At 73.9% G+C, this 20053-nt stretch carries 20 protein-coding genes and 3 pseudogenes; 11 read left to right on the forward strand and 12 right to left on the reverse strand.

Annotation, left to right across the window (positions count from 1 at the left end):
• Positions 1-11 precede the first annotated feature (11 nt).
• Both B086_RS0116715 and B086_RS0116720 read right to left on the reverse strand, forming a co-directional pair.
• Complete coding sequence (locus B086_RS0116715) at positions 12-266, reverse strand: DUF6343 family protein (RefSeq protein WP_018567571.1); 255 nt, start codon at positions 264-266, stop codon at positions 12-14.
• 168 nt (positions 267-434) lie between these two features.
• Complete coding sequence (locus B086_RS0116720; protein ID WP_026252498.1) at positions 435-1022, reverse strand: RNA-binding S4 domain-containing protein; 588 nt, start codon at positions 1020-1022, stop codon at positions 435-437.
• Between the two features lie 55 nt (positions 1023-1077).
• On the opposite strand from B086_RS0116720, the gene B086_RS0116725 reads away from it, so the two are divergent.
• Together B086_RS0116725 and pip are read left to right on the forward strand one after the other, a co-directional pair.
• A complete protein-coding gene (locus B086_RS0116725) occupies positions 1078-1785 on the forward strand; it encodes a uracil-DNA glycosylase (RefSeq protein ID WP_018567573.1) in 708 nt (235 codons plus the stop codon).
• Positions 1786-1879: 94 nt separating this feature from the next.
• A pseudogene (pip, locus tag B086_RS40145) lies at positions 1880-2847 on the forward strand (prolyl aminopeptidase).
• Positions 2848-2910: 63 nt separating this feature from the next.
• Here pip and B086_RS45475 read toward each other — a convergent pair.
• Positions 2911-3366, reverse strand: a complete 456-nt coding sequence (locus B086_RS45475; protein WP_026252499.1) for a GNAT family N-acetyltransferase — start codon at positions 3364-3366, stop codon at positions 2911-2913.
• A gap of 114 nt (positions 3367-3480) precedes the next feature.
• A pseudogene (locus B086_RS45480) lies at positions 3481-3921 on the reverse strand (RidA family protein); the annotation flags it as partial.
• A gap of 77 nt (positions 3922-3998) precedes the next feature.
• Here B086_RS45480 and B086_RS0116740 point away from each other — a divergent pair.
• Complete coding sequence (locus B086_RS0116740) at positions 3999-4838, forward strand: nucleotidyltransferase domain-containing protein (protein ID WP_018567576.1); 840 nt, start codon at positions 3999-4001, stop codon at positions 4836-4838.
• A 177-nt stretch (positions 4839-5015) separates the two neighbouring features.
• Entirely contained in the window at positions 5016-5201 is a 186-nt protein-coding gene (locus tag B086_RS44605; RefSeq protein ID WP_158690395.1) for a hypothetical protein, read from the forward strand.
• Positions 5202-5260: 59 nt separating this feature from the next.
• Here the strand turns inward: B086_RS44605 and B086_RS0116750 are convergent, their stop codons facing one another.
• Both B086_RS0116750 and B086_RS46245 read right to left on the reverse strand, forming a co-directional pair.
• Complete coding sequence (locus B086_RS0116750) at positions 5261-5749, reverse strand: hypothetical protein (protein WP_051115846.1); 489 nt, start codon at positions 5747-5749, stop codon at positions 5261-5263.
• A complete protein-coding gene (locus tag B086_RS46245; RefSeq protein WP_420712551.1) occupies positions 5740-6723 on the reverse strand; it encodes an ATP-binding protein in 984 nt (327 codons plus the stop codon). The genes B086_RS0116750 and B086_RS46245 overlap by 10 nt, the downstream gene beginning before the upstream one ends.
• 210 nt (positions 6724-6933) lie before the next feature.
• Between B086_RS46245 and B086_RS0116760 the strand changes: the two genes are divergently transcribed.
• The gene (locus tag B086_RS0116760; protein WP_018567580.1) at positions 6934-7794 is read left to right on the forward strand and encodes a helix-turn-helix domain-containing protein; all 861 of its coding nucleotides are present in this window, start codon (positions 6934-6936) and stop codon (positions 7792-7794) included.
• Positions 7795-8085 (forward strand): DUF397 domain-containing protein, encoded by a 291-nt coding sequence (locus tag B086_RS0116765; RefSeq protein ID WP_018567581.1) that lies wholly within the window; start codon positions 7795-7797, stop codon positions 8083-8085.
• Positions 8086-8314: 229 nt separating this feature from the next.
• On the opposite strand, the gene B086_RS0116770 is transcribed toward B086_RS0116765, so the two are convergent.
• Both B086_RS0116770 and B086_RS42895 read right to left on the reverse strand, forming a co-directional pair.
• A complete protein-coding gene (locus B086_RS0116770) occupies positions 8315-9802 on the reverse strand; it encodes a glutamate synthase subunit beta (protein WP_018567582.1) in 1488 nt (495 codons plus the stop codon).
• 301 nt (positions 9803-10103) lie between these two features.
• Positions 10104-10766: pseudogene (locus tag B086_RS42895) on the reverse strand (DUF2293 domain-containing protein); the annotation flags it as partial.
• 67 nt (positions 10767-10833) lie between these two features.
• On the opposite strand from B086_RS42895, the gene B086_RS0116780 reads away from it, so the two are divergent.
• Together B086_RS0116780 and B086_RS0116785 are read left to right on the forward strand one after the other, a co-directional pair.
• On the forward strand, positions 10834-11466 hold the full coding sequence (locus B086_RS0116780; protein WP_018567584.1) for a uridine kinase: 633 nt from the start codon (positions 10834-10836) through the stop codon (positions 11464-11466).
• A 293-nt stretch (positions 11467-11759) separates the two neighbouring features.
• Positions 11760-12554: a methyltransferase domain-containing protein gene (locus B086_RS0116785; RefSeq protein WP_018567585.1), complete on the forward strand. Its 795-nt coding sequence runs from the start codon at positions 11760-11762 to the stop codon at positions 12552-12554.
• Positions 12555-12589: 35 nt separating this feature from the next.
• Here the strand turns inward: B086_RS0116785 and B086_RS0116790 are convergent, their stop codons facing one another.
• Entirely contained in the window at positions 12590-13567 is a 978-nt protein-coding gene (locus B086_RS0116790) for a sugar kinase (RefSeq protein ID WP_018567586.1), read from the reverse strand.
• A complete protein-coding gene (locus B086_RS0116795) occupies positions 13564-14469 on the reverse strand; it encodes a pseudouridine-5'-phosphate glycosidase (protein ID WP_018567587.1) in 906 nt (301 codons plus the stop codon). The genes B086_RS0116790 and B086_RS0116795 overlap by 4 nt, the downstream gene beginning before the upstream one ends.
• A gap of 107 nt (positions 14470-14576) precedes the next feature.
• On the opposite strand from B086_RS0116795, the gene B086_RS0116800 reads away from it, so the two are divergent.
• Positions 14577-15005: a VOC family protein gene (locus B086_RS0116800; RefSeq protein ID WP_018567588.1), complete on the forward strand. Its 429-nt coding sequence runs from the start codon at positions 14577-14579 to the stop codon at positions 15003-15005.
• Positions 15006-15102: 97 nt separating this feature from the next.
• Here B086_RS0116800 and B086_RS0116805 read toward each other — a convergent pair whose 3' ends face one another.
• Positions 15103-15675 (reverse strand): methylated-DNA--[protein]-cysteine S-methyltransferase, encoded by a 573-nt coding sequence (locus tag B086_RS0116805; RefSeq protein WP_018567589.1) that lies wholly within the window; start codon positions 15673-15675, stop codon positions 15103-15105.
• Between the two features lie 110 nt (positions 15676-15785).
• Positions 15786-16658: a glycerophosphodiester phosphodiesterase gene (locus tag B086_RS0116810; RefSeq protein WP_018567590.1), complete on the reverse strand. Its 873-nt coding sequence runs from the start codon at positions 16656-16658 to the stop codon at positions 15786-15788.
• A gap of 281 nt (positions 16659-16939) precedes the next feature.
• Here B086_RS0116810 and B086_RS0116815 point away from each other — a divergent pair, with 281 nt between their 5' ends.
• Positions 16940-17833, forward strand: a complete 894-nt coding sequence (locus tag B086_RS0116815; protein WP_018567591.1) for an MHYT domain-containing protein — start codon at positions 16940-16942, stop codon at positions 17831-17833.
• 40 nt (positions 17834-17873) lie between these two features.
• Entirely contained in the window at positions 17874-20021 is a 2148-nt protein-coding gene (gene uvrB / locus B086_RS0116820) for an excinuclease ABC subunit UvrB (RefSeq protein WP_018567592.1), read from the forward strand.
• The last annotated feature ends 32 nt before the right edge of the window (positions 20022-20053 follow it).

Below are 20053 nucleotides of genomic sequence, written 5' to 3' on the forward strand. Positions count from 1 at the left end.
CGGGGGAACCCTCAGTCGGGGGGCCGGTACGGGGGGACGTCACGGCCCGGCTGGTAGTGCGGACCCTGGCGCAGATGACGGACGACGACCGCGAAGTCGACCGCGATCACCAGCCACAGCACACCGCAGGCCGCCGCCCACCCCGGCCGCCCGACCAGCACGAACACGGCCACGCCGAACATCGCCCAGGCCAGCCCCCACAGGCACAGCCAGAACCGCGCCCGCAGAGCACTGCGCGCGGTCGTCGGTTCGCTGCCCGTACGCATCGCCGCTCACCACTTCTCCCTGCCAACGTACTCTTCGCGCTGCGGCGGCGCGGCGGTGCGGGGAGTATGCCGGCGCGACGGTGTGAGGAGTACGCCGGTGCGGTGGTGCGGGGAGTACGGCGGCCCCCCGGGATTGCGGCCGGGGCGGGGCGGCGTGACGGTCGGTGGTCAGTGGCCGCGCGGACGGCCCTGCGGACCGCTCGGACCGTCCAGGGTGCCCAGGTCGCGCAGCCGCTCCAGCTCCCGGCGGTCGCGCTTGGTCGGCCGTCCGGCTCCGCGGTCGCGCACCCCGGCGGGCGCGACGGCCTCCCGGGGCGGGGGCGGCGGGGAGTTGTCGACGTAGCACTGGACGGCCACGGGCGCGCCGACCCGCTTGCGGATCAGCCGGGTGACCACGACGATCCGCTCCCGGCCCTCGCCGCGCAGCCGCACCTCGTCGCCGACGCGGACGGAGTACGCGGGCTTGACCCGCTCGCCGTTCACCCGGACATGGCCGCCCCGGCAGGCGGTGGCGCCGACGGAGCGGGTCTTGACCAGGCGGACGGCCCAGATCCAGCTGTCGATCCGCACAGTCTCGCCCGCGCCCGGACCGGCCGCCGCAGCGGCGGCCACGGCGGCGGCGACCCGGGGATCGACGGCGGCCGCCGCCGGAGCGGCGTCCCCGCGCCCCTGCCCGTCCGCGCCGCCCTCGTGCTCGCCGTCCCCGCTCGGGCCGCCCCTGTCCTGGTCGCGGTCCATGTCGTCTCCCGAAGCCATGGACCCGACCTTAGCCGCCCGGACCCACCGCCCCGGTGCTATTTACGGTGGAGGCATGGACACCAGCAGTCTCGACGCCCTCGACCGGCGCATCACCCGCTGCCGGGCCTGCCCGCGCCTGGTGGCCTGGCGCGAGGAGGTGGCCGAGACCAAACGGGCCGCCTTCGCCGACTGGACGTACTGGGGCCGCCCCGTACCGGGCTTCGGCCCCCCGGACGCACGGCTGCTGATCGTCGGACTCGCCCCGGCCGCGCACGGCGCCAACCGCACCGGCCGCATGTTCACCGGGGACCGCTCCGGCGACGTCCTCTACCGGGCGCTGTACGACGTGGGCCTGGCCTCCCGGCCCACCGCCGTCTCCGCCGACGACGGTCAGGAACTGCACGGCGTACGTCTCACCTCGCCGGTGCACTGCGCCCCGCCCGCCAACAAGCCGACCCCCGGCGAGCGGGACACCTGCCGGCCCTGGCTGGTCCAGGAACTGCATCTGCTGCGGCCCACCCTGCGGGCGGTGGTGGTGCTCGGCGCGTTCGGCTGGCAGGCCGCGCTGCCCGCGTTCACCGAGGCGGGCTGGACGGTGCCCCGGCCCCGCCCCGCCTTCGCGCACGGCACCCGGGTGGTGCTCCCCGGCCTCGACCTCTTCGGCTGCTTCCACGTCAGCCAGCGCAACACCTTCACCGGCCGCCTCACCCCGGCGATGCTCCGTGACGTCCTGCGCACGGCGGCGGACGCGGCGGGGCTGGAGACGAAGCCGGAGGAATGACCGCGCGGGCGCGCGCCCGGGACAGGAGCCCCGGGCGCGGGGGCGCGCGGAAAACCGGGGGACGGCGCCGCCGCACCCCGGCTAAGGTGCGCCGATGCCCCTCTATCCGGAGACCGAACCGTACGACCGCGGCCTGCTCGACGTCGGCGACGGCAACCACGTCTACTGGGAGACCTGCGGCAACCCGGACGGCAAGCCCGCGCTCGTGCTGCACGGCGGCCCCGGCTCCGGCTGCACCCCGGGCCACCGGCGCTACTTCGATCCGGCCGTCTACCGGATCGTGCTCCTCGACCAGCGCGGCTGCGGACGCTCCGTGCCGCACGCGAGCGCCCCCGGCACCGACATGAGCGTCAACACCACCCGGCACCTCCTGTCCGACCTGGAACTGCTGCGCCGGCATCTGGGCATCGAGCGGTGGCTGGTGTGGGGCGCCTCCTGGGGCTCGGTCCTGGGACTGCGGTACGCCCAGACCCACCCCGGGGTGGTCTCCGAGCTGGTGCTCACCGGGGTCGCCACCGGTTCGAACGCCGAGGTGGCCCTGCTGACCCACGGACTGGGCAGGCTCTTCCCGGACGCCTTCGCCCGCTTCCTCGCCGAGCTGCCCGAGGACGCCGACCGCACCGGCAACCTCGCCGCCGCCTACAGCCGGCTGCTCGAATCGCCCGACCCGGAGGTCCGCGCGCGGGCGGCACGGGCCTGGACCGACTGGGAGACGGCGATCGTCCCCGCCCCGCCGCGTTCCGTGCCCCGCTACGAGGACCCGGCGTTCCGCATGGCCTTCGCCCGCACCGTCACGCACTACTTCGGCAACGACCACTTCCTCGGCCCGGACAACGACGAGGGCGTGGTCCTGCGCGACGCCCCCTGCTGGCGGGCATCCCCGGCACCCTCGTCCAGGGCGGCCTCGACCTCGGCAACCTCCTCGGCATCGTCTGGCGCCTGGAGCGGGCCTGGCCGGACAGCGAGCTGGTGATCGTGGACCGGGCCGGGCACCACGCGGGCGCCCCCGGAGTGGTGGACGTCCTGGTCGCGGCCACGGACCGGTACGGCGCCCGTGGCTGACGCGACCGCCGCGGCCCTGCGGCGGCGGCCCGCGGACGCCTGCCGGCACGGTGCCGCCCGCCCTCAGGGCCGCCAGACGTACCGGACGTCCGGCTCGCGCTCCTCGTTGCCGCTGCCGTCGGTGTACTCGGCGGCGACGAAGCCGTGCCGCTCGTAGAAGCGGTGCGCGGGCGCGTTGACCTGGAACGTCCACAGCTCCAGCCCGCGCGGGCGGCGCTCCTTGGCGAGGGCGACGAAGCGGTCGCCCAGCCCGCGCCCCCGCCAGGCCGGATCGAGGTAGAGCTGGGACACCTCGGCGTCGTCGAGCACCATCACGCCGACGACGCCGTCCCCGCCGGTGTCGTCGGCCACCCACGTCTCCCGCGAGGGCACCACCACGTCCCGGAAGTACGCCCGCACCTCGTCGTCGGTGCGCGGCCGCACGACGGTGGGCAGCGCGGCGGCGAAGGACCGCAGCCAGACGTCGGCGACGGCCGCGGCGTCCGGTGCACCGGCCCGGCGCAGCACCACGGGCTCCACCGCACCCGGCGCCTCGCCCGCTGCCTCCTCCGGCGCCTCGTCCGCTGCCTCCGGTACGACGGCCGTCGCCGTGATCTCCACCAGCTGGCCCGGATACCCCAGGCAGGCGACGCCGAGCAGCGTCGACGAGTGCGGACCCGTGGCCAGTCCGGACGCCTCGACCACCTCCCATACGGTGCTGAGCACCGCCGGGTCCCCGCTGACGACGTACACGTCGGTCACCAGCACATGGGCCAGGTCGCTGCCCACGTCACGGAGCTGCCGGGACAGATTCGCGATCACCTGTTCGGCCTGGCGCACGGGGTCGCCCGCCCCGACGAGTCCGCCCTCGGCGTCGAGGGGCACCGCCCCGGCGAGGAAGGCCAGCCTGGTGCCCGCCTCGACGACGGAGGCGTGGGAGTACGTCGGCGGCGGGAAGAGGGCGGAGGATGTGACGCGCTGTATCAACAGGACTCCTGGGACGGGGCCGGCCGACGGCCCCGGAGAGTGGGACGGTGGACAACCCGCCGATGATGCGCGCCGCGCGCACACCGGCGCACCCGAATTTCCCGCCATGAGAGCCGAGCGGGACAACGAGCGAGACAACGAGACACGAGACAAAGCGAGACGCGAGACAAGGGGAGCACCACCGCATGGAACGCCCGGAACAGGCGGAAGATCCGGAACAGGCGGAAGATTCGGAACGGGCGGAAGACCCGGACCAGCTCTTCCTCGACACCGTCGCCGACCGGCTCGCCGCCCTCCCCGGTGTCCGGGCCGTCGCCCTCGGCGGCTCCCGCGCCCAGGGCACCCACCGGCCCGACAGCGACTGGGACCTCGCCGTCTACTACCGCGACCGCTTCGACCCCGCCGAGCTGCGCGCCGTGGGCTGGCCGGGGGAGGTCTCCGGGATCGGCGAGTGGGGCGGCGGCGTCTTCAACGGCGGCGCCTGGCTGACCGTGGACGGCCGCCGTGTCGACGTCCACTACCGGGACCTCGCCGTCGTCGAGCACGAGTGGGCCGAGGCCGAGGCGGGCCGGTTCCGGGTGGAGCCGCTGCTCTTCCACCTCGCCGGGATCCCGAGCTACCTGGTGGTGGCGGAACTCGCGGTGAACCGGGTACTGCGCGGTGAGCTGCCCCGGCCGACGGCGTATCCGCACAGGCTGAGCCCGGCCGCGCGCGACCACTGGTACGGCCTGGCCACCGCCACGCTCGCCTACGCGCGCGCCGGACACGCGCCCAGGGGCGCCCTCACCCAGGTCGCCGGGGCGGTGGCCCTGGCCGCGACGCAGACGGCGCACGCGGTGCTGGCCGCGCGCGGGGAGTGGACCACCAACGACAAGGGGCTCGTGGCGCGCGCGGGGCTGGCGGACGTCGACGGCGTCCTCGGCGGGCTGACGGCGTCCCCCGAGGAGCTGGAGCGGGCCGTGGACCGCGCCGGACACCTCCTCGGCACGGCGATGGCCGCCCTCCCGGATCACGCGGACGAGTGAGCACGATCCGTGCGCGGGGTGCCGCGCACGGTGCCCGGCTGCGCCGGAAGTGTGAGGTCGGACGCGGTTTCGGCGGTGAACTCGTGTCGACTGCGTCTCAGTACGGTCACCGCGCGAGGCGTTCACCCCATGCTTGGCGTTTAACTCTAGGAGTACAGCTCGACAGGGAGGTGCGGCGTGAACGGGCGAACAGTGCTCGAACGCTTTCCCGCCGGTGGTCCGCGCGGGTCATGGCCCGCGGAGGAGTTCGCGCACGCGCGGCGTCTGGAGGGCCTGCCGGCCGAGGTCGTCATGGACCTCGCCACGGACACCTTCCTGGTGATCGTCCGGGGCGGCGACGGCGGCGGTGACGTGAGCGCCTGAGTGCCGGGCACACCGGCGTACGCCCAGCGCTCCGCCGGTTGTACGCCGACGGGGGAGGATCAGGCGCTGACCGACCGGGACCAGGCCGGGGTCGTCCCCGTCACCCGGCACAGGGCCAGGTACAGGGGGATGGGCGGCGTGTAGGGGACCGTGCCGTCCGGGCGGTGGATGAGCGTGGGCAGCCGGTCGCGCGCCGTGTCGGGCAGGACCGCGCCGGTCGCGTAGTACGAGGGGGCGGGCCAGCGCAGGGCGTAGTCGGAGTCCGAGGGCACGATCCACCACCAGTGCGTCGCGTCGGCGAAGACGCAGCCCACGCGCGGCAGCCGGGGCATCAGCTCGGAGCCGAAACGGGCGGGCACCGCCACGGCGTCACAGCCCAGCGGGACCGTCATGCCCTCGGGAAGGGTGAGCCGGAGCGGCGGACCGGACGGTTCCGGGCTGCCCGGTGCGCCGGGCGTGCGCGGCGTGCGCCCCAGGCGTACGAGGGTGTCCAGGCTGCATACCTGGCCGGAGCCGAGATCGGAACCCTGAGTACCGCTCACAGCCATACAGACCCCGTTCCCTGAGCTTCGTGCGGTCGCGTGCCCTGCGGGGTGTGCGGGGTGAGCGGCGGGTGGGACGCCTGTGGCGCGTGCGTCCCGTGCGGTGCGGCATGCGGTCCGTGGGCCGCCTGCGGTGTGTGTGATGCGTGTGGTGTGTGCGCCGCGTGATGCGGTGGCGGGGTGTGCTGGGCGTGCGGGTGCCCGTGCGGCTCCCGTGCCGCCCGCGGGTCGTCCTCGTGGCCGGGGTGACGGGCGGGGGCCGGCTTGGGGCGCGCGCCCCAGCCGAGGTCGCCGCGCACCTCGCGGTCGTCCCGGGAACCCTGTTCGTGCGCCGGTGCCTGGGCATCCGCGGGCGGCTCCGCGTCCGCCTCGGCCTTCGCCTCCGCGGGCGGGTTCGCGTCCGCCGGTGCCGGTGTCGGTGCGTCCATGGATGCCGGTGCGTCCGCGGGGCGCCGTACGTCCGTGGACGCCGCAATGTCGGCGGCGGGACCGTCCGCCGTGGCGGCCGCGCGGGGCAGGTCGGCCCACACGACGAGACCGTGGCCCAGCTCCTGCGCTCCCCAGGCGCGGCACAGGGCCTCGACCAGGAGGAGCCCTCGGCCGTGCTCCTCCTCCGGCCGCTGCGGCGAGGAGTGCGGCTCACCCGGGGCGCAGCCCTCGTCGCGCACGGATATGCGCACCAGGTCGTCGCCGTCGAGCAGCTCGCAGACGACCTGGTTGCTCGCCGTGTGCACGATGGCGTTGGTGACCAGCTCGGTGACGATCAGGGCCGCGGTGTCACAGGTGTCCTCGCACACCGACCAGCCGGTGAGCCGTGACCTGGTCAGTCGTCTGGCCTGTGCGGGCGAACCCGGATGCGCGGCCAGTTCGAAACGGAACCGGCGCTCGGCAACGGCCCCGGTGGGGCCCGCTCCCGTGGCGGCGCCGGGGGCGAGAAGACCCGCGGCGGCGTCTGTTCCTAAGGGCGGGGACGGAATCACGCTTGCCACTATCTCCCCGCCGTGAACACTTGGCAAGTGTCACTATGAAAAATGCAGAGTGCTGTATGACGCGGTGAGGGGCCGTGGCACACTGCACGCAACAGCATGTCGCGCGGCGCCAGTTGAGATCGGCCGGAGATCCCTCGGGTCTTCGAATGAATCTTCGAATGGCGCCGCAGGGCTGTCAGGACTTTCAACTGGAGGTGGAGGGTGAGCGAACCGCGGTCCGCGCCGACCGTCGGGCAGGTCGTGCTCGGTCGGCGCCTCCTCGACCTGCGGGAACGCGCGGGACTCAAGCGCGAGGAAGCCGCCCGCATCCTCCGCGTCGCCCCCGCCACCGTCCGCCGGATGGAGATGGCCGAGGTCTCCCTCAAGATCCCGTACCTCCAGCTCCTGCTGAAGGCCTACGGCATCCCCGACGACGAGGCTGACGCCTTCGTACAACTGGCCGAGGAGGCCAACCGGCCCGGCTGGTGGCAGCGGTTCCACGACATCCTGCCGGGCTGGTTCTCGATGTACGTCAGCCTGGAGGGCGCCGCCTCGCTCATCCGGTCCTACGAGCCGCACTTCGTGCCCGGACTCCTCCAGACCGAGGACTACGCGCGCGGGGTGCTCACCTCGGGCGCCATAGGCCAGACCAGCCCGGAGGACATCGAGCGCCACGTCGCGCTCCGTATGCAGCGCCAGGCCCTGCTCACCCGCTCCGACGCGCCCCGCTTCTGGGTCGTCCTGGACGAGACCGCGCTGCGCCGCCCGGTCGGCGGCCCGGAGGTGATGCGCACCCAGATCGACAAGCTGCTCGACGCCACGAAGCTGCCCAACGTGACGCTACAGATCGCCCCGTTCTCCTCGGGGCCGCATCCCGGCACGTACGGGCCCTTCGTGCTGTTCCGATTCGCCATGCCCGAACTGCCGGACATGGTCTACAGCGAGTACCTGACCGGCGCCGTCTACCTGGACGCGCGCAGCGAGGTGGCGACCCACCTGGAGGTCATGGACCGCATGGCGGCGCAGGCCGCCACAGCACATCGCACGAAGGAGATCCTCCGGGATCTCCGCAAGGAGTTGTGAATGGATCACATCACGTCCCAGCCCTCGCCGAGCCGTCGCGGCCGGCGGGTCCGCGGCGAGCGGATCTACAACGGCATGCCGGCCAGGGAGCTGGGCAGCGAGGGCTGGCACAAGCCGTGGAGCGGCGGCAACGGGGGCAACTGCCTGGAGGCGATGAAGCTGGCCGACGGCCGCATCGCCGTACGCCAGTCGACCGACCCGGACGGTCCTGCCCTCATCTACACCACCGACGAGATGACCGCCTTCATCGAGGGTGCCAAGGCGGGGGTGGCCGACTTCCTGCTCTCCTGACCGGCTTCCGCTGTTTTTCTTGCACGGCCCTTCTTGCACGGTTTCTTCTTAACTCTTGGCACTGACTTGATCCCCACCGACATCGACCGCTTACCGTCCGCCCGTCCCTCTCGCGACCGCTTACATTCCGGCTTACATTCCGCCTGACCGCTGACCGCTGACCGCTGACCGCTGACCGCAGAACCGCCGGACACCGGTTACGGGTGACCGCGTTCCCGCCCCGGCGGGCCTACACCGCCATCGGGCGGTCGTACGGCCCGATCGGGGCGGGCAGCCGTGAACCGCCCGTCAGATAGCGGTCGACCGCCGCGGCCACCGCCCGGCCCTCCGCGATCGCCCACACGATCAGCGACTGCCCGCGACCGGCGTCCCCGGCGGCGAACACCCCGGGGACGCCCGTCTCGAAGTGCGGGCCGCGCACGATCGTGCCGCGCGGCGCCAGTTCGAGCCCGAGTCCGTCGACGAGCCCGTCCCCCCGGTCCGGCCCGGAGAACCCGAGCGCCAGCAGCACCAGATCGGCCGGCAGCGTCCGCTCCCGGTCCGGCAGCGGGCGGCGCCGCGCGTCCACCTCGGTCAGGTGCAGCTCGCGCACATGCCCCTGCCCGTCACCGACGAGACGCAGCGTCGACGCGGCGAACAGCCGGGCGTCGGCGTCCGCGGCGGGCGCCGTACGCAGTTCCCCGGCCTCCTCGTGCGCGGCCGACATCCGGTAGATCTTCGGGTACGTCGGCCACGGCTCGCTGTCCTCGTCGCGCTCCGCGCCGGGCCGGCCGTAGATGTCCAGCTGGGTCACGGACGCGGCGCCCTCCCGCACCGCCGTGCCCAGGCAGTCGGCGCCGGTGTCGCCACCGCCCACGATGACCACATGGTGTCCGGCCGCCGACATCGGCGAGACCTCGATGTCCCCCTCGCACACCCGGTTGGCCAGCGGCAGATACTCCATCGCCTGCCGCACTCCGGCCAACTCCCGTCCCGGCAAGTCCAGTTCGCGCCAGGCCGTGGCGCCGGTCGCGATCACCACCGCGTCGTGCCGCGCCCGCAACCGGTCCGCGCCGATGTCCCGCCCGACCGCCGTGTTCGTACGGAACCGGGTTCCCTCGGCCCGCATCTGCTCCAGCCGGCGCTCCAGATGGCGCTTCTCCATCTTGAACTCCGGGATGCCGTACCGCATGAGACCGCCGAGCCGGTCGTCCCGCTCGTACACGACGACCGTGTGCCCCGCGCGGGTCAGCTGCTGCGCCGCGGCGAGCCCGGCCGGTCCCGAACCGATCACCGCCACCGTCCGCCCCGACAGCCGCTCCGGCGGGCGCGGCGGGGTGAACCCCTCCTCCCAGGCGCGGTCGGCCACGGCGCACTCGACGTTCTTGATGGTGACCGCCGGCTGGTTGATCGCCAGCACACACCCCGCCTCGCAGGGCGCCGGACACAACCGGCCGGTGAACTCGGGGAAGTTGTTGGTGGCGTGCAGCCGGTCGCTCGCCGCCCGCCAGTCGTCCCGGGCGACCAGGTCGTTCCACTCGGGGATGAGATTGCCCAGCGGGCACGCCTCGTGGCAGAACGGGACCCCGCAGTCCATGCACCGGTCGGCCTGCTCACCGATGATCGGCAGCAGCGCACCCGGGACGTACACCTCGTCCCAGTCCCCGGCCCGCTCCGGGACCGGCCTGCGGGGCCACTCCCGGCGAGGCGTGTTCAGGAAACCCTTGGGATCGGCCATGGCCGTCTCCCTCGTGCTCGGGCGGCACTCTTCCGGCCACGGGGCGGGCGCGACTCTCCTGGTCACGATACGTCGCGCCGGACGCGTGCGCAGAGCGGTGGGGCCCCTCGCCCGCGCGACCGATCCCGCCGAGTGGTTCGCTTCGCGCCCCGTGCGCCTCCTGCGCCTCGTGAGCCCCGGATGCCCTGTGTGGCTCGTGCGTGCCCGCTGCTTCGGTCGCCTCCGCTTCGGGCGGCGGTGCTGCGGTCGGCGGTGTTTCGGTCGTCTCCGCTTCGGCCGTCTCCGGTCCGGTCGTCTCCGTGGCGCGCCACGTCCGCAGTACCGACTCCACGGTGTCCGCGCTGCGCCGCCGCGCCTCGGGCCACGGCACTCCGTCCATCAGCAGCCGGTCGTACGGTGTGTCCAGATGCCGTACGGACGCCCGCACCGCGCACACGACCGCACTCTCGGACAGGGCCCGTCCCGCCGCGCTGCGCCCCACCCGTCCGCTGCCGCGCACCGAGGCGTGCGCCGCGACGGCCCCTGCGCGTCCGGCCGGGCAGCCGGGAAACAGCCGCCGTATCTCCGCCGCGAACCGCAGGTCCCGCGCCGCCCGTCGCCGCGCGTCCCGGGCCCGGCGCCGCCGCCGCGCCTCGGCGTCGGCCAGACACCGCTGTTCGGCGCGGGCGAGGGCCGCCTCTTCGACGAGGACGCCCTGCCGTTCGTAGCGGCCGCGGCGCCGGGCGAACCGCACCACCGGGACCGACAGCGTGCTCTCCTCCCCTGACCTGCGGGTCAGCGCGGTGTCGCCGCGCGGCAGGAACACCAGGTGGGCGAGGTCCGCGCAGTCCAGGCAGCGGGGCCGCCCCTCTTCGAGGACGAGCAGGGACAGCGGCCCGCGGCGGCACGCCGAGCAGTGCTTCCCGCGCAGGGGCTGGATCGCGACGAGGCCCTGCGGAAGCGGGGGTGCGGGGAGCGGGGCCATGTGGGGTACATGCCCGTACCGCCCTCGGCCCACCCGCGGGCGTCCCCGGCTGCCGCATCATGGCCGTGTGCGACTCGAAGCGATCACCTGGGAACGGCTCGGCGACCTCCTGGCCGAACGGCTGCTCGACGTGGAACCGGGTGACGGCGGCGCCTGGCCGCGCGTCGCCTTCGACGGTGCCCCCGCCGCCCGCCCCGGCGACCTGGCCGCGCGGGTCTCGGAGGCGCTGCGCGTACGCGGCCGGCCGTCCCTGGTCGTCGGCACCGAGGGCTTCCTGCGGCCCGCCTCCCTGCGGTTCGAACACGGCCGCCGGGACGTGGACACGTACTACGACGGCTGGCACGACACCGGCGCGCTCTGGCGCGAGGTCTTCGGGCCGCTCGAACCGGGCGCGGACGGCCGGGTCCTGCCCGATCTGTGGGACCCGGCCACCGACCGGGCAACCCGCAGCCCGCACGTCCGGCTGCCGCCCGGCGGACTGCTGCTGCTCCACGGCCCCCTCCTGCTGCGGCACTGGTTCCCCTTCGACCTGAGCGTCCACGTCCTCCTCTCGCCGGGCGCCCTGCGCCGCCGCACCCCCGAGGCCGACCACTGGACGCTGCCCGCCTTCGCACGCTACGAGGCCGAGACCGACCCGGCCGCCGCGGCGGACGTCCTGATCCGCGCCGACGACCCACGCCACCCCGCCTGGAACGGCTGACCTCCCCTCGACGACGGCCGAACCCCTCCGACCCCGCACGCACCACGATTCCCGGCGCCCCGAACCTCCCGAAGACCGGGGCCGAAGACAGGGGCCGGGGCCTGGCCCCATGGCGTTCCGGCTCTGGGCTCTCGGCGTTCCGGCCCTCGGCTTGGCCGCCCGCCCGCTCGCCCGTCCTCCGGACCCCGGACCCGGAACTCCGAACTCCGCACCCCGGCCCCGGCCGTCCCTCCCCGCCCCGGACGGCCTCCCCTCCGCCGCCTCCTCCGCGCGCCCCGCGAGATGATCGGGGCATGACGCACGGCGACGGATATCTGCTGGACAACCGGCAGGACGAGGCAGGAGAGCGTTTCGACGCCTTCGCGCATCTCTTCGACCCCACCACCTTCCGGCATCTGGACGCGCTCGGCGTGGCCCCCGGCTGGCGGTGCTGGGAGGTCGGCGCGGGCGGGACGTCCGTCGTCTCCTGGCTGGCGGACCGGGTCGGCCCCACCGGGCGGGTCGTCGCGACCGACATCGACACCACCCGGCTCGCCGCCACCGCCCGCCCGCCGATCGAGGTGCGCACGCACGACGTGGGCGCCGAGGAGCCGCCGGGGGAGGGCTTCGACCTGGTGCACGCCCGGCTCGTCCTGGTCCACGTCCCCGACCGGGAGCGGGCACTGCGGTCCATGATCGCGGCGCTGCGACCCGGCGGACGGCTGCTCCTGGAGGACGCCGATCCGGCGCTGCAACCGCTGATCTGCCCGGACGAGCACGGCCCCGCCGAGGAACTGGCCAACCGGCTGCGGCGCGGCTTCCGCGGACTGCTCGCCGGCCGCGGGGCCGACCTGGCGTACGGGCGCACGCTGCCCCGGCTGCTGCGGGAGGCCGGGCTGCGCCGGGTCGAGGCCGATGCCTTCTTCCCGGTCGCGTCGCCTGCCTGCACCGCCCTGGAGTCGGCCACCGTCCGGCAGATCCGCGGCCGGCTCGTCGCCGCGGGCCTGGCCACCGACGAGGAGATCGACCGCCACCTGGCCAACGTCGCCACCGGCACCATGGACCTCGTCACCGCCCCGATGTTCTCGGCCTGGGGGCACAAGGAGTAGCGCCGCGCCCGAGATGCCACGGCGCGTCCCGTCGCTCACGAGGGCACCGCTCCCCGCGCCCGCCGAGGAGGTCTCCCGCCCACCCGGACCACCGCGAGCGCGCCCGCCCGGCAGCCGTCCGCCGCGGCGGTCCCGGGTCCGGCGCCGTCGGCGAGCGCGGCGAGGAAGGCACCCGTGAACGCGTCACCGGCGCCGGTGGTGTCCAGGGGCACCACCGGCCGGGCGGGCACGCGGGCGCACACGGCGCCCGAGCGGGCCACCAGCGCACCGTCCCGGCCGCCCTTGGCCACCACCAGAGGGAAGCGCCGGCTCAGCGCGGCCGCCGCGTCCGCCGGATCGGCCGCCCCGGTCAGCAGGCACGCCTCGTCGCGGCTGGGCAGCAGGACGTCCACGCCTTCGGTGAGCGCCAGGAACCGCTCCACGCCCAGCGTCGCGAGGAAACCCGCCGACGCGGGATCCAGGCTCACCGGCACCCCACGCGCGCGTGCCGACCCGACGGCTGCCGTCACCAGCGCCCGGCCCGTCCCGGAGAACAGCAGATAACCCGACAGATGCAGCCGGGTGACCCCGTCGAGCAGCGCCGGGGACCAGTCGGCGGGCTCCAGACGCAGCGACGCCCCGCTGTCCGTGAGGAACGTGCGCTCCGCCGCGGCCGCCCCGTCGACCAGGCAGACCACCGTGCCGGTGGGCGCCTCGGGGTCCACGACGAGCCGGGCCCGCACCCCCGAAGCGGTCAGTTCCCGTTCGTGCCAGGCCGCCGTGTCCGCGCCCACCCGGCCGAGCAGCCGCACCTCGGGGCCTCCCCGGTACGCGGCCCAGCAGGCCACGTTCGCCCCCGCGCCGCCGGGCAGCAGCCGGATCGCGGCGGCGGTGTCGGTGCCGGGCGCGAGCGGCCCCGGGTGCCGGGCCACTACATCCGTGACCACGTCCCCGACCACCAGCAGCGCGCCCGCCCCGGCGCACGGGGTCCCGGTGCCCCCGTCACCCCCTGCCGCCGCCCGCCCGGTGCTCACATCCGGGCCCAGGCGGCGGCGATACGCCCGGCCAGCCGGACATTGCCGCGGACGGCCGCCAGATTCGCCCGGAGCGAGGCGCCGTCCGTGTGCCGGACGAGGAAGTCCAGCAGGAACGGCGTCACCGCCTGGCCCGTGACCCCCTCCGCCTCGCACGCGCCCAGCGCGTCGGCCAGCACCCGCGCGTGCAGCCCGGGATCGAGCTGTTCCTGCGGCGGGACCGGGTTGGCGACGATCAGCGCGGACTCGGGCGCCCGCAGCATGTTCTGCGCCCGCATGACCTCGGCCACCTCCTCGGGCGTGCGCAGCGTCCAGTCCACCGGATGCCCCGAGTCCGACAGATAGAAGCCGGGGAAGCGGTCCGTGCCGTAGCCCGCCACCGCCACGCCCAGCGTCTCCAGCCGCTGCAAGGTCGCCGGCACGTCCAGGATCGACTTCACCCCGGCGCACACCACCGTGATCCGGGTACGCGCCAGCAGCCCCAGGTCGGCCGACTCGTCCTGGGTCACCGTCCACTGCCGGTGCACCCCGCCGAGCCCGCCGGTCGCGAAGACACGGACCCCCGCCAGCGAGGCCAGCAGGGCGGTCGCCGACACCGTGGTCGCCCCGCTCGCCCCCGCCGCCACGGCGAGCGGCAGGTCCCGGTGGCCCAGCTTGCGGATCCCCTCCTCGTTCGCCACCCGCTCCAGCCGGTCCTTGTCCAGACCGATGTGCGGCCGCCCGTCCAGCACGGCGATCGTCGCCGGTACGGCGCCCTCCTGCCGCACCGCGTCCTCCAGCTCCAGCGCCACCTGGAGATTGCGCGGGCGCGGCAGCCCGTGCGCGATGATCGTCGACTCCAGGGCCACCACGGGACGCCGCTCCGCGAGCGCCTCCCGCACCTCTTCGGACACCACCAGCACGTGCCTGCCTCCCGTCCGCCACGGCTCTCCCTCCCCTCATCTCTGGCGGGCCCCGGCCCCGGTCAAACCCCTTGCGGCCCAGGCGGCACGGCACCAGCCTGGAATCCATGACGGACAACACGACACGTCTCGACCACGTCGTCCTCTGGGTGCGCGACCCGCTCGCCGCGGCCGGCTTCTACGAGAAGACGCTCGGCTTCGAGCCACTGAGAACCGCGGAGTTCACCGCGGGCGAGGCGTCCTTCCCCTCCGTACGCGTCAACGAGGAGACGATCCTCGACCTCGCACCGCTCGACCTCGTGCAGGCCATGAACATGCTCCCCGGGGCGGCGGGCAGCGCGGGCCACCCGGTGAACCACGTCTGCCTGTCCCTGCCCGCCGACGCCTTCGACGCGCTGCGCGCCCGCCTGGAGCAGGGCGACGTCCCCGTGTCACGCCTCTCCCACGACTCGTACGGGGCCCGCGGGGCGGCCCGGCGCAGCTTCTACTTCCGCGACCCGGACGGCAACGTCTTCGAGGCCAGGCACTACGACTGAGCCCACCCGGAGACGAAGACCCCCGTCCCTGGGACGCGGAGCACCCGTGTGCCGTGGACCCGGAACACCCGCGACCCGCTCACCCGCGCTCAGGCGCTCAGAACAGGGGCTCGGGCAGGACGCCCTCCAGCGCGAGCAGCGCGCGCTTGGTCTCCAGACCGCCGCCGAAGCCGCCTATGCCGCCGTCCCGCTCGACGACCCGGTGGCAGGGCACCACGACCGGCAGCGGATTGGAGCCCATCGCCACGCCCACCGCCTGGGCCGCGCCGGGCTGGCCCACCCGTCCGGCCAGATCGCCGTAGCCGACGACCGAGCCGAACGGCACGTCCGCCGCCAGCGCGCGCAGCACCTGCCCGTTGAAGCCCGAGTCGCCCGGGAGCATGGACCAGTCCAGCGGCAGCTCGAAGTCCCGCCGCTCGCCCGCGAAGTAGGCGTCCAGCTGGCGTATCGCCTCGGCGAGCAGCGGGGAGCCGGGCGCCTCGACGGGCGTGGCGCCCAGCCGGGCGGCGAGCCGGGCGAGCGCCCGGTCGCGCACCGCCTCGGTGGCGTGGAACACGACGTTGACCAGTCCTTCGTCGGTCGCCGCCAGCAGCAGGGGACCGATGCCGCTGTCGACCACGGCCCACACGACCTGCCGCCCGCTGTGCTCGTCCTGCTCGTGCTTGTCCATGCCGACCACCGTACGGGCCCCCACTGACAAACCCCGCCGACCTGCGGTTTCCCGGCCCGCGGAGGCGGATCGGCACGGCCGGGGGCCGCGTCAGGCCGCGTCAGGCCGCGTCAGGCCGCGTTCAGGGCCTCGCGCACCACGTCCGGCTTGTCGGTGATGATGCCGTCGACGCCGTAACCGGCGACGGTCCGGGCGCGGGCCGCGTCGTCGACCGTCCAGGCGAACACCCGCATCGGCCTGCCGTGCGGCCCGGCGACCGCGTGGACACGGGAGACGTAGTCCGCCGAGAGCGTCCCGTACGACGGGTTGACCAGGTCGGCGAAGCCCGCGTACCGCGGCAGGTCCGCCGGGTCCGGCCGGCCGAGGAAGGCGGTCGTGACCCCGGGCGCCAGGCCGTGCACGGTGCGCACGCTGTCGGCGCTGAAGCTCTGCACGATCAGCCGGTCCGCCAGATGCCGCCGGTCGAGCCAGCCCTCGTCGCCGAGCAGCTTCAGCGTCTGGCGCTCGATGCCGGGGTACAGCTCCGGGTTCTTGACCTCCAGGAGCAGCTTCTCGTGGTTGTGCTCGATGCGGCGCATGTACTGCGCGAGCGTCGGCACGCGCGTGCCCGCGTAGGCGGGGGAGAACCAGCTGCCCGCGTCCAGGCGCGCGATCTCGGCGGCGGTGAAGTCCTTCACCTGCCACGGTGACCGGCCCGGGAAGACCTCCTCGACGTTCGTGGTGCGGCGCAGGCTGTCGTCGTGCAGGACGACGAGTTCGCCGTCCTTGGTGCGCTGGACGTCGTTCTCCACCCAGCGGAAGCCGAGGGCCGCCGCCTTGTCGATCGAGGCCAGCGTGTTCTCCGGGGCGTAGGCGTCGGCACCCCGGTGGGCGACGACCAGGGGCCGTTCCTGGACGCCCGCCGCCCGGACCTCGGCGGCGGGCGGCAGCACCAGGGCTCCCAGGAGCACGGTGGTCGTGGCGGCAACTGCGCGCGCGTGCATGCGGACTCCTCGTTTCGTGTGATCACCGACAGTGCAAGAGTGACAGCGAGGAGTCATTCATCGGGGATGATGGCGCATCGGACACGCGGACGAGGGAGTCGTGCCGGTCCCGTCACCGGGGCCGCACATCTGAGGAAGGGTCGTGCTTCTTTGCCGGAAAGTCGTTCGACCGTTCCGGCGGGGGCCATACTCTCTGCGTCAACCCTGGCCGCGGGGGCGGTCATGGGGCGGGGGCGACTCCCTCACATTCCGGGGCTCGACAGGGCGGAAGGGAACCTCGCATGCACGGCACGGTCGACGGATTCGGCTACGGGCTCGTCACTCCGCTGGTGGCCTGTCTCATGGCCTGCCTGGGCGGGGCGCTCGGCCTGCGCTGCACCACCCGCGCCCTGCTCGTCGCCCACTCCTGGCGCCCCGGCTGGCTCGCCCTCGGCTCGGCCGCCATCGGTTCGGGCATCTGGACCACGCACTTCGTGGCGATGATGGGATTCACCGTCCGGGGGGCGCCGATCCACTACGACCGGCCGACGACGTACGCGAGCCTGGCCGTGGCGATCGTCATGGTGGGCGTCGGGGTCTTCATCGTCGGCTACAAGGGCGCCACCGGCTCGGCGCTGTTCACCGGAGGCACCGTCACCGGTCTGGGCGTCGCCTCCATGCACTACCTGGGCATGGCCGGGATGCAGCTCGACGGCACCTTCGAGTACAACACCCTCACCGTCGCCGCCTCGGTCGTCATCGCCGTCGTCGCGGCGACCGCCGCCCTGTGGGCGGCCGGGCAGGTCAGGGGGTTCCTGTGGAGCGTCGGCGCGAGCCTCGTCATGGGCCTCGCCGTCACCGGCATGCACTACACCGGCATGGCCGCGCTCAGCGTGCACCTGCACGGCACGGGCGGCACCCCCGCCCCCGGCGAGTCACCGGCCGCGCTGCTCGCCCCCATGCTGATCGGCCCGCTCGCCTTCCTGGTCCTGGCCGGGGTCGTCGTCCTGCTCGACCCGCTGATGGTCATGGGGCACAAGGACTGGGTCCCCGTGGTGCACGAGCCGGGGGTCCCGGCCCGCGCCCCGGCCGCCCGGCCCGCCCGCCGCCCCGCGCCCGGCCCCGGCCATGCCGCGACCGGCCCCGGCCGCCGGTCCCCGGCCTCGCGCAGCCCGCGCACCCCGCAGAACCGCTGATCGCGGCCCGTTGTCAGTGGGGGGTCGTACGGTGGATGGCATGCGGCCCGTTTCCCAGATCGAACGCACGGTGGCGCCCTTCGAGGTCGTCAGCCCCTACCAGCCCAGCGGCGACCAGCCGCAGGCCATCGCCGAGCTCGCCCGGCGCATCGAGGCGGGCGAGAAGGACGTCGTCCTGCTCGGCGCGACCGGCACCGGCAAGTCCGCCACGGCCGCCTGGATGATCGAGAAGCTCCAGCGCCCCACGCTCGTCATGGCCCCGAACAAGACATTGGCCGCCCAGCTGGCCAACGAGTTCCGCGAGCTGCTGCCCGACAACGCCGTCGAGTACTTCGTCTCGTACTACGACTACTACCAGCCCGAGGCGTACGTCCCGCAGTCGGACACGTACATCGAGAAGGACTCCTCGATCAACGAGGAGGTGGAGCGGCTGCGGCACTCCGCGACCAACTCGCTGCTCACCCGCCGCGACGTCGTCGTGGTCGCCTCCGTCTCCTGCATCTACGGCCTCGGCACCCCGCAGGAGTACGTCGACCGCATGGTCCCCCTCCGGGTCGGCGACGAGATGGACCGCGACGAGATGCTGCGCCGCTTCGTCGACATCCAGTACACCCGCAACGACCTGGCCTTCACCCGGGGCACCTTCCGGGTCCGCGGCGACACCATCGAGATCTTCCCGGTCTACGAGGAACTGGCCGTCCGCATCGAGATGTTCGGCGACGAGATCGAGGCGCTGTCCACGCTGCACCCGGTCACCGGCGAGATCATCAGCGACGACCAGCAGCTCTACGTCTTCCCGGCCTCCCACTACGTCGCCGGACCCGAGCGCATGGAGCGCGCCGTCCGGGGCATCGAGGAGGAGCTCAAGGAGCGCCTGGCCGAGCTGGAGACGCAGGGCAAGCTGCTGGAGGCCCAGCGGCTGCGGATGCGCACGACGTACGACATCGAGATGCTCCGCCAGATCGGCACCTGCTCGGGCGTGGAGAACTACTCGATGCACTTCGACGACCGCGGCCCCGGCACCCCGCCCAACACGCTGCTGGACTACTTCCCGGACGACTTCCTCCTCGTCATCGACGAGTCGCATGTGACCGTCCCGCAGATCGGCGCGATGTACGAGGGCGACGCCTCCCGCAAGCGCACCCTGGTCGAGCACGGCTTCCGGCTGCCCTCCGCCCTGGACAACCGCCCGCTGAAGTGGGAGGAGTTCCAGGAGCGCATCGACCAGACGGTGTACCTGTCGGCGACCCCCGGCCAGTACGAGATGTCCCGCTCCGACGGCCAGGTCGAGCAGATCATCCGCCCCACCGGACTCGTCGACCCGGAGGTCGTGGTCAAGCCCACCGAGGGCCAGATCGACGACCTGGTGCACGAGATCCGCGCGCGCACCGAGAAGGACGAGCGCGTCCTGGTCACCACCCTCACCAAGAAGATGGCCGAGGACCTCACGGACTACTTCCTGGAGCTGGGCATCCAGGTGCGCTATCTGCACAGCGACGTCGACACCCTGCGCCGGATCGAGCTGCTGCGCGAGCTGCGTGCCGGCGAGTACGACGTCCTGGTCGGCATCAACCTCCTGCGCGAGGGCCTGGACCTCCCCGAGGTCTCCCTGGTGGCGATCCTCGACGCCGACAAGGAGGGTTTCCTCCGCTCGGGCACCTCGCTCATCCAGACCATCGGCCGCGCGGCGCGCAACGTCTCCGGCCAGGTCCACATGTACGCCGACAAGATCACCCCGGCGATGGAGAAGGCCATCGACGAGACCAACCGCCGCCGGGAGAAGCAGATCGCCTACAACAAGGCGAACGGCATCGACCCGCAGCCCCTGCGCAAGAAGATCAACGACATCGTCGCGCAGATCGCCCGCGAGGAGGTCGACACCGAGCGGCTGCTCGGCACCGGCTACCGCCAGGGCAAGGACGGCAAGGGAGCCAGGACCCCGGTCCCGGCGCTCGGCGACCCGGCGGCCAAGGGCGCCAAGTCCCCGAAGGCCGCCAAGGGCAAGGCGAAGGAGACGGTGCCGACCGACCGCCCCGCCGCCCAGCTCGCCGAACAGATCGAGCAGATGACCGACCGGATGCGCGCCGCCGCCGCGGAGCTCCAGTTCGAGGTCGCGGCCCGGCTGCGCGACGAGGTCTCCGAGATGAAGAAGGAACTGCGCCAGATGCGAGAGGCCGGCCTGGCCTGACGGGAGAGACGGGTGCCCGGGGAGCGCCGCCC

It is taken from the genome of Streptomyces sp. PsTaAH-124, from assembly GCF_000373685.1.
In the GTDB taxonomy this organism is placed as follows: domain Bacteria; phylum Actinomycetota; class Actinomycetes; order Streptomycetales; family Streptomycetaceae; genus Streptomyces; species Streptomyces andamanensis.

Excerpts from the sequence above, each read along its gene's own strand:
- B086_RS0116715 (WP_018567571.1), bottom strand. The coding sequence starts at position 266 with ATGCGTACGGGCAGCGAACCGACGACCGCGCGCAGTGCTCTGCGGGCG.
- B086_RS0116720 (WP_026252498.1), bottom strand. The coding sequence starts at position 1,022 with ATGGCTTCGGGAGACGACATGGACCGCGACCAGGACAGGGGCGGCCCG.
- B086_RS0116725 (WP_018567573.1), top strand. The coding sequence starts at position 1,078 with ATGGACACCAGCAGTCTCGACGCCCTCGACCGGCGCATCACCCGCTGC.
- B086_RS0116740 (WP_018567576.1), top strand. The coding sequence starts at position 3,999 with ATGGAACGCCCGGAACAGGCGGAAGATCCGGAACAGGCGGAAGATTCG.
- B086_RS0116750 (WP_051115846.1), bottom strand. The coding sequence starts at position 5,749 with ATGGCTGTGAGCGGTACTCAGGGTTCCGATCTCGGCTCCGGCCAGGTA.
- B086_RS0116765 (WP_018567581.1), top strand. The coding sequence starts at position 7,795 with ATGGATCACATCACGTCCCAGCCCTCGCCGAGCCGTCGCGGCCGGCGG.
- B086_RS0116770 (WP_018567582.1), bottom strand. The coding sequence starts at position 9,802 with ATGGCCGATCCCAAGGGTTTCCTGAACACGCCTCGCCGGGAGTGGCCC.
- B086_RS0116785 (WP_018567585.1), top strand. The coding sequence starts at position 11,760 with ATGACGCACGGCGACGGATATCTGCTGGACAACCGGCAGGACGAGGCA.
- B086_RS0116800 (WP_018567588.1), top strand. The coding sequence starts at position 14,577 with ATGACGGACAACACGACACGTCTCGACCACGTCGTCCTCTGGGTGCGC.
- B086_RS0116805 (WP_018567589.1), bottom strand. The coding sequence starts at position 15,675 with ATGGACAAGCACGAGCAGGACGAGCACAGCGGGCGGCAGGTCGTGTGG.
- B086_RS0116810 (WP_018567590.1), bottom strand. The coding sequence starts at position 16,658 with ATGCACGCGCGCGCAGTTGCCGCCACGACCACCGTGCTCCTGGGAGCC.
- B086_RS0116815 (WP_018567591.1), top strand. The coding sequence starts at position 16,940 with ATGCACGGCACGGTCGACGGATTCGGCTACGGGCTCGTCACTCCGCTG.
- uvrB (WP_018567592.1), top strand. The coding sequence starts at position 17,874 with ATGCGGCCCGTTTCCCAGATCGAACGCACGGTGGCGCCCTTCGAGGTC.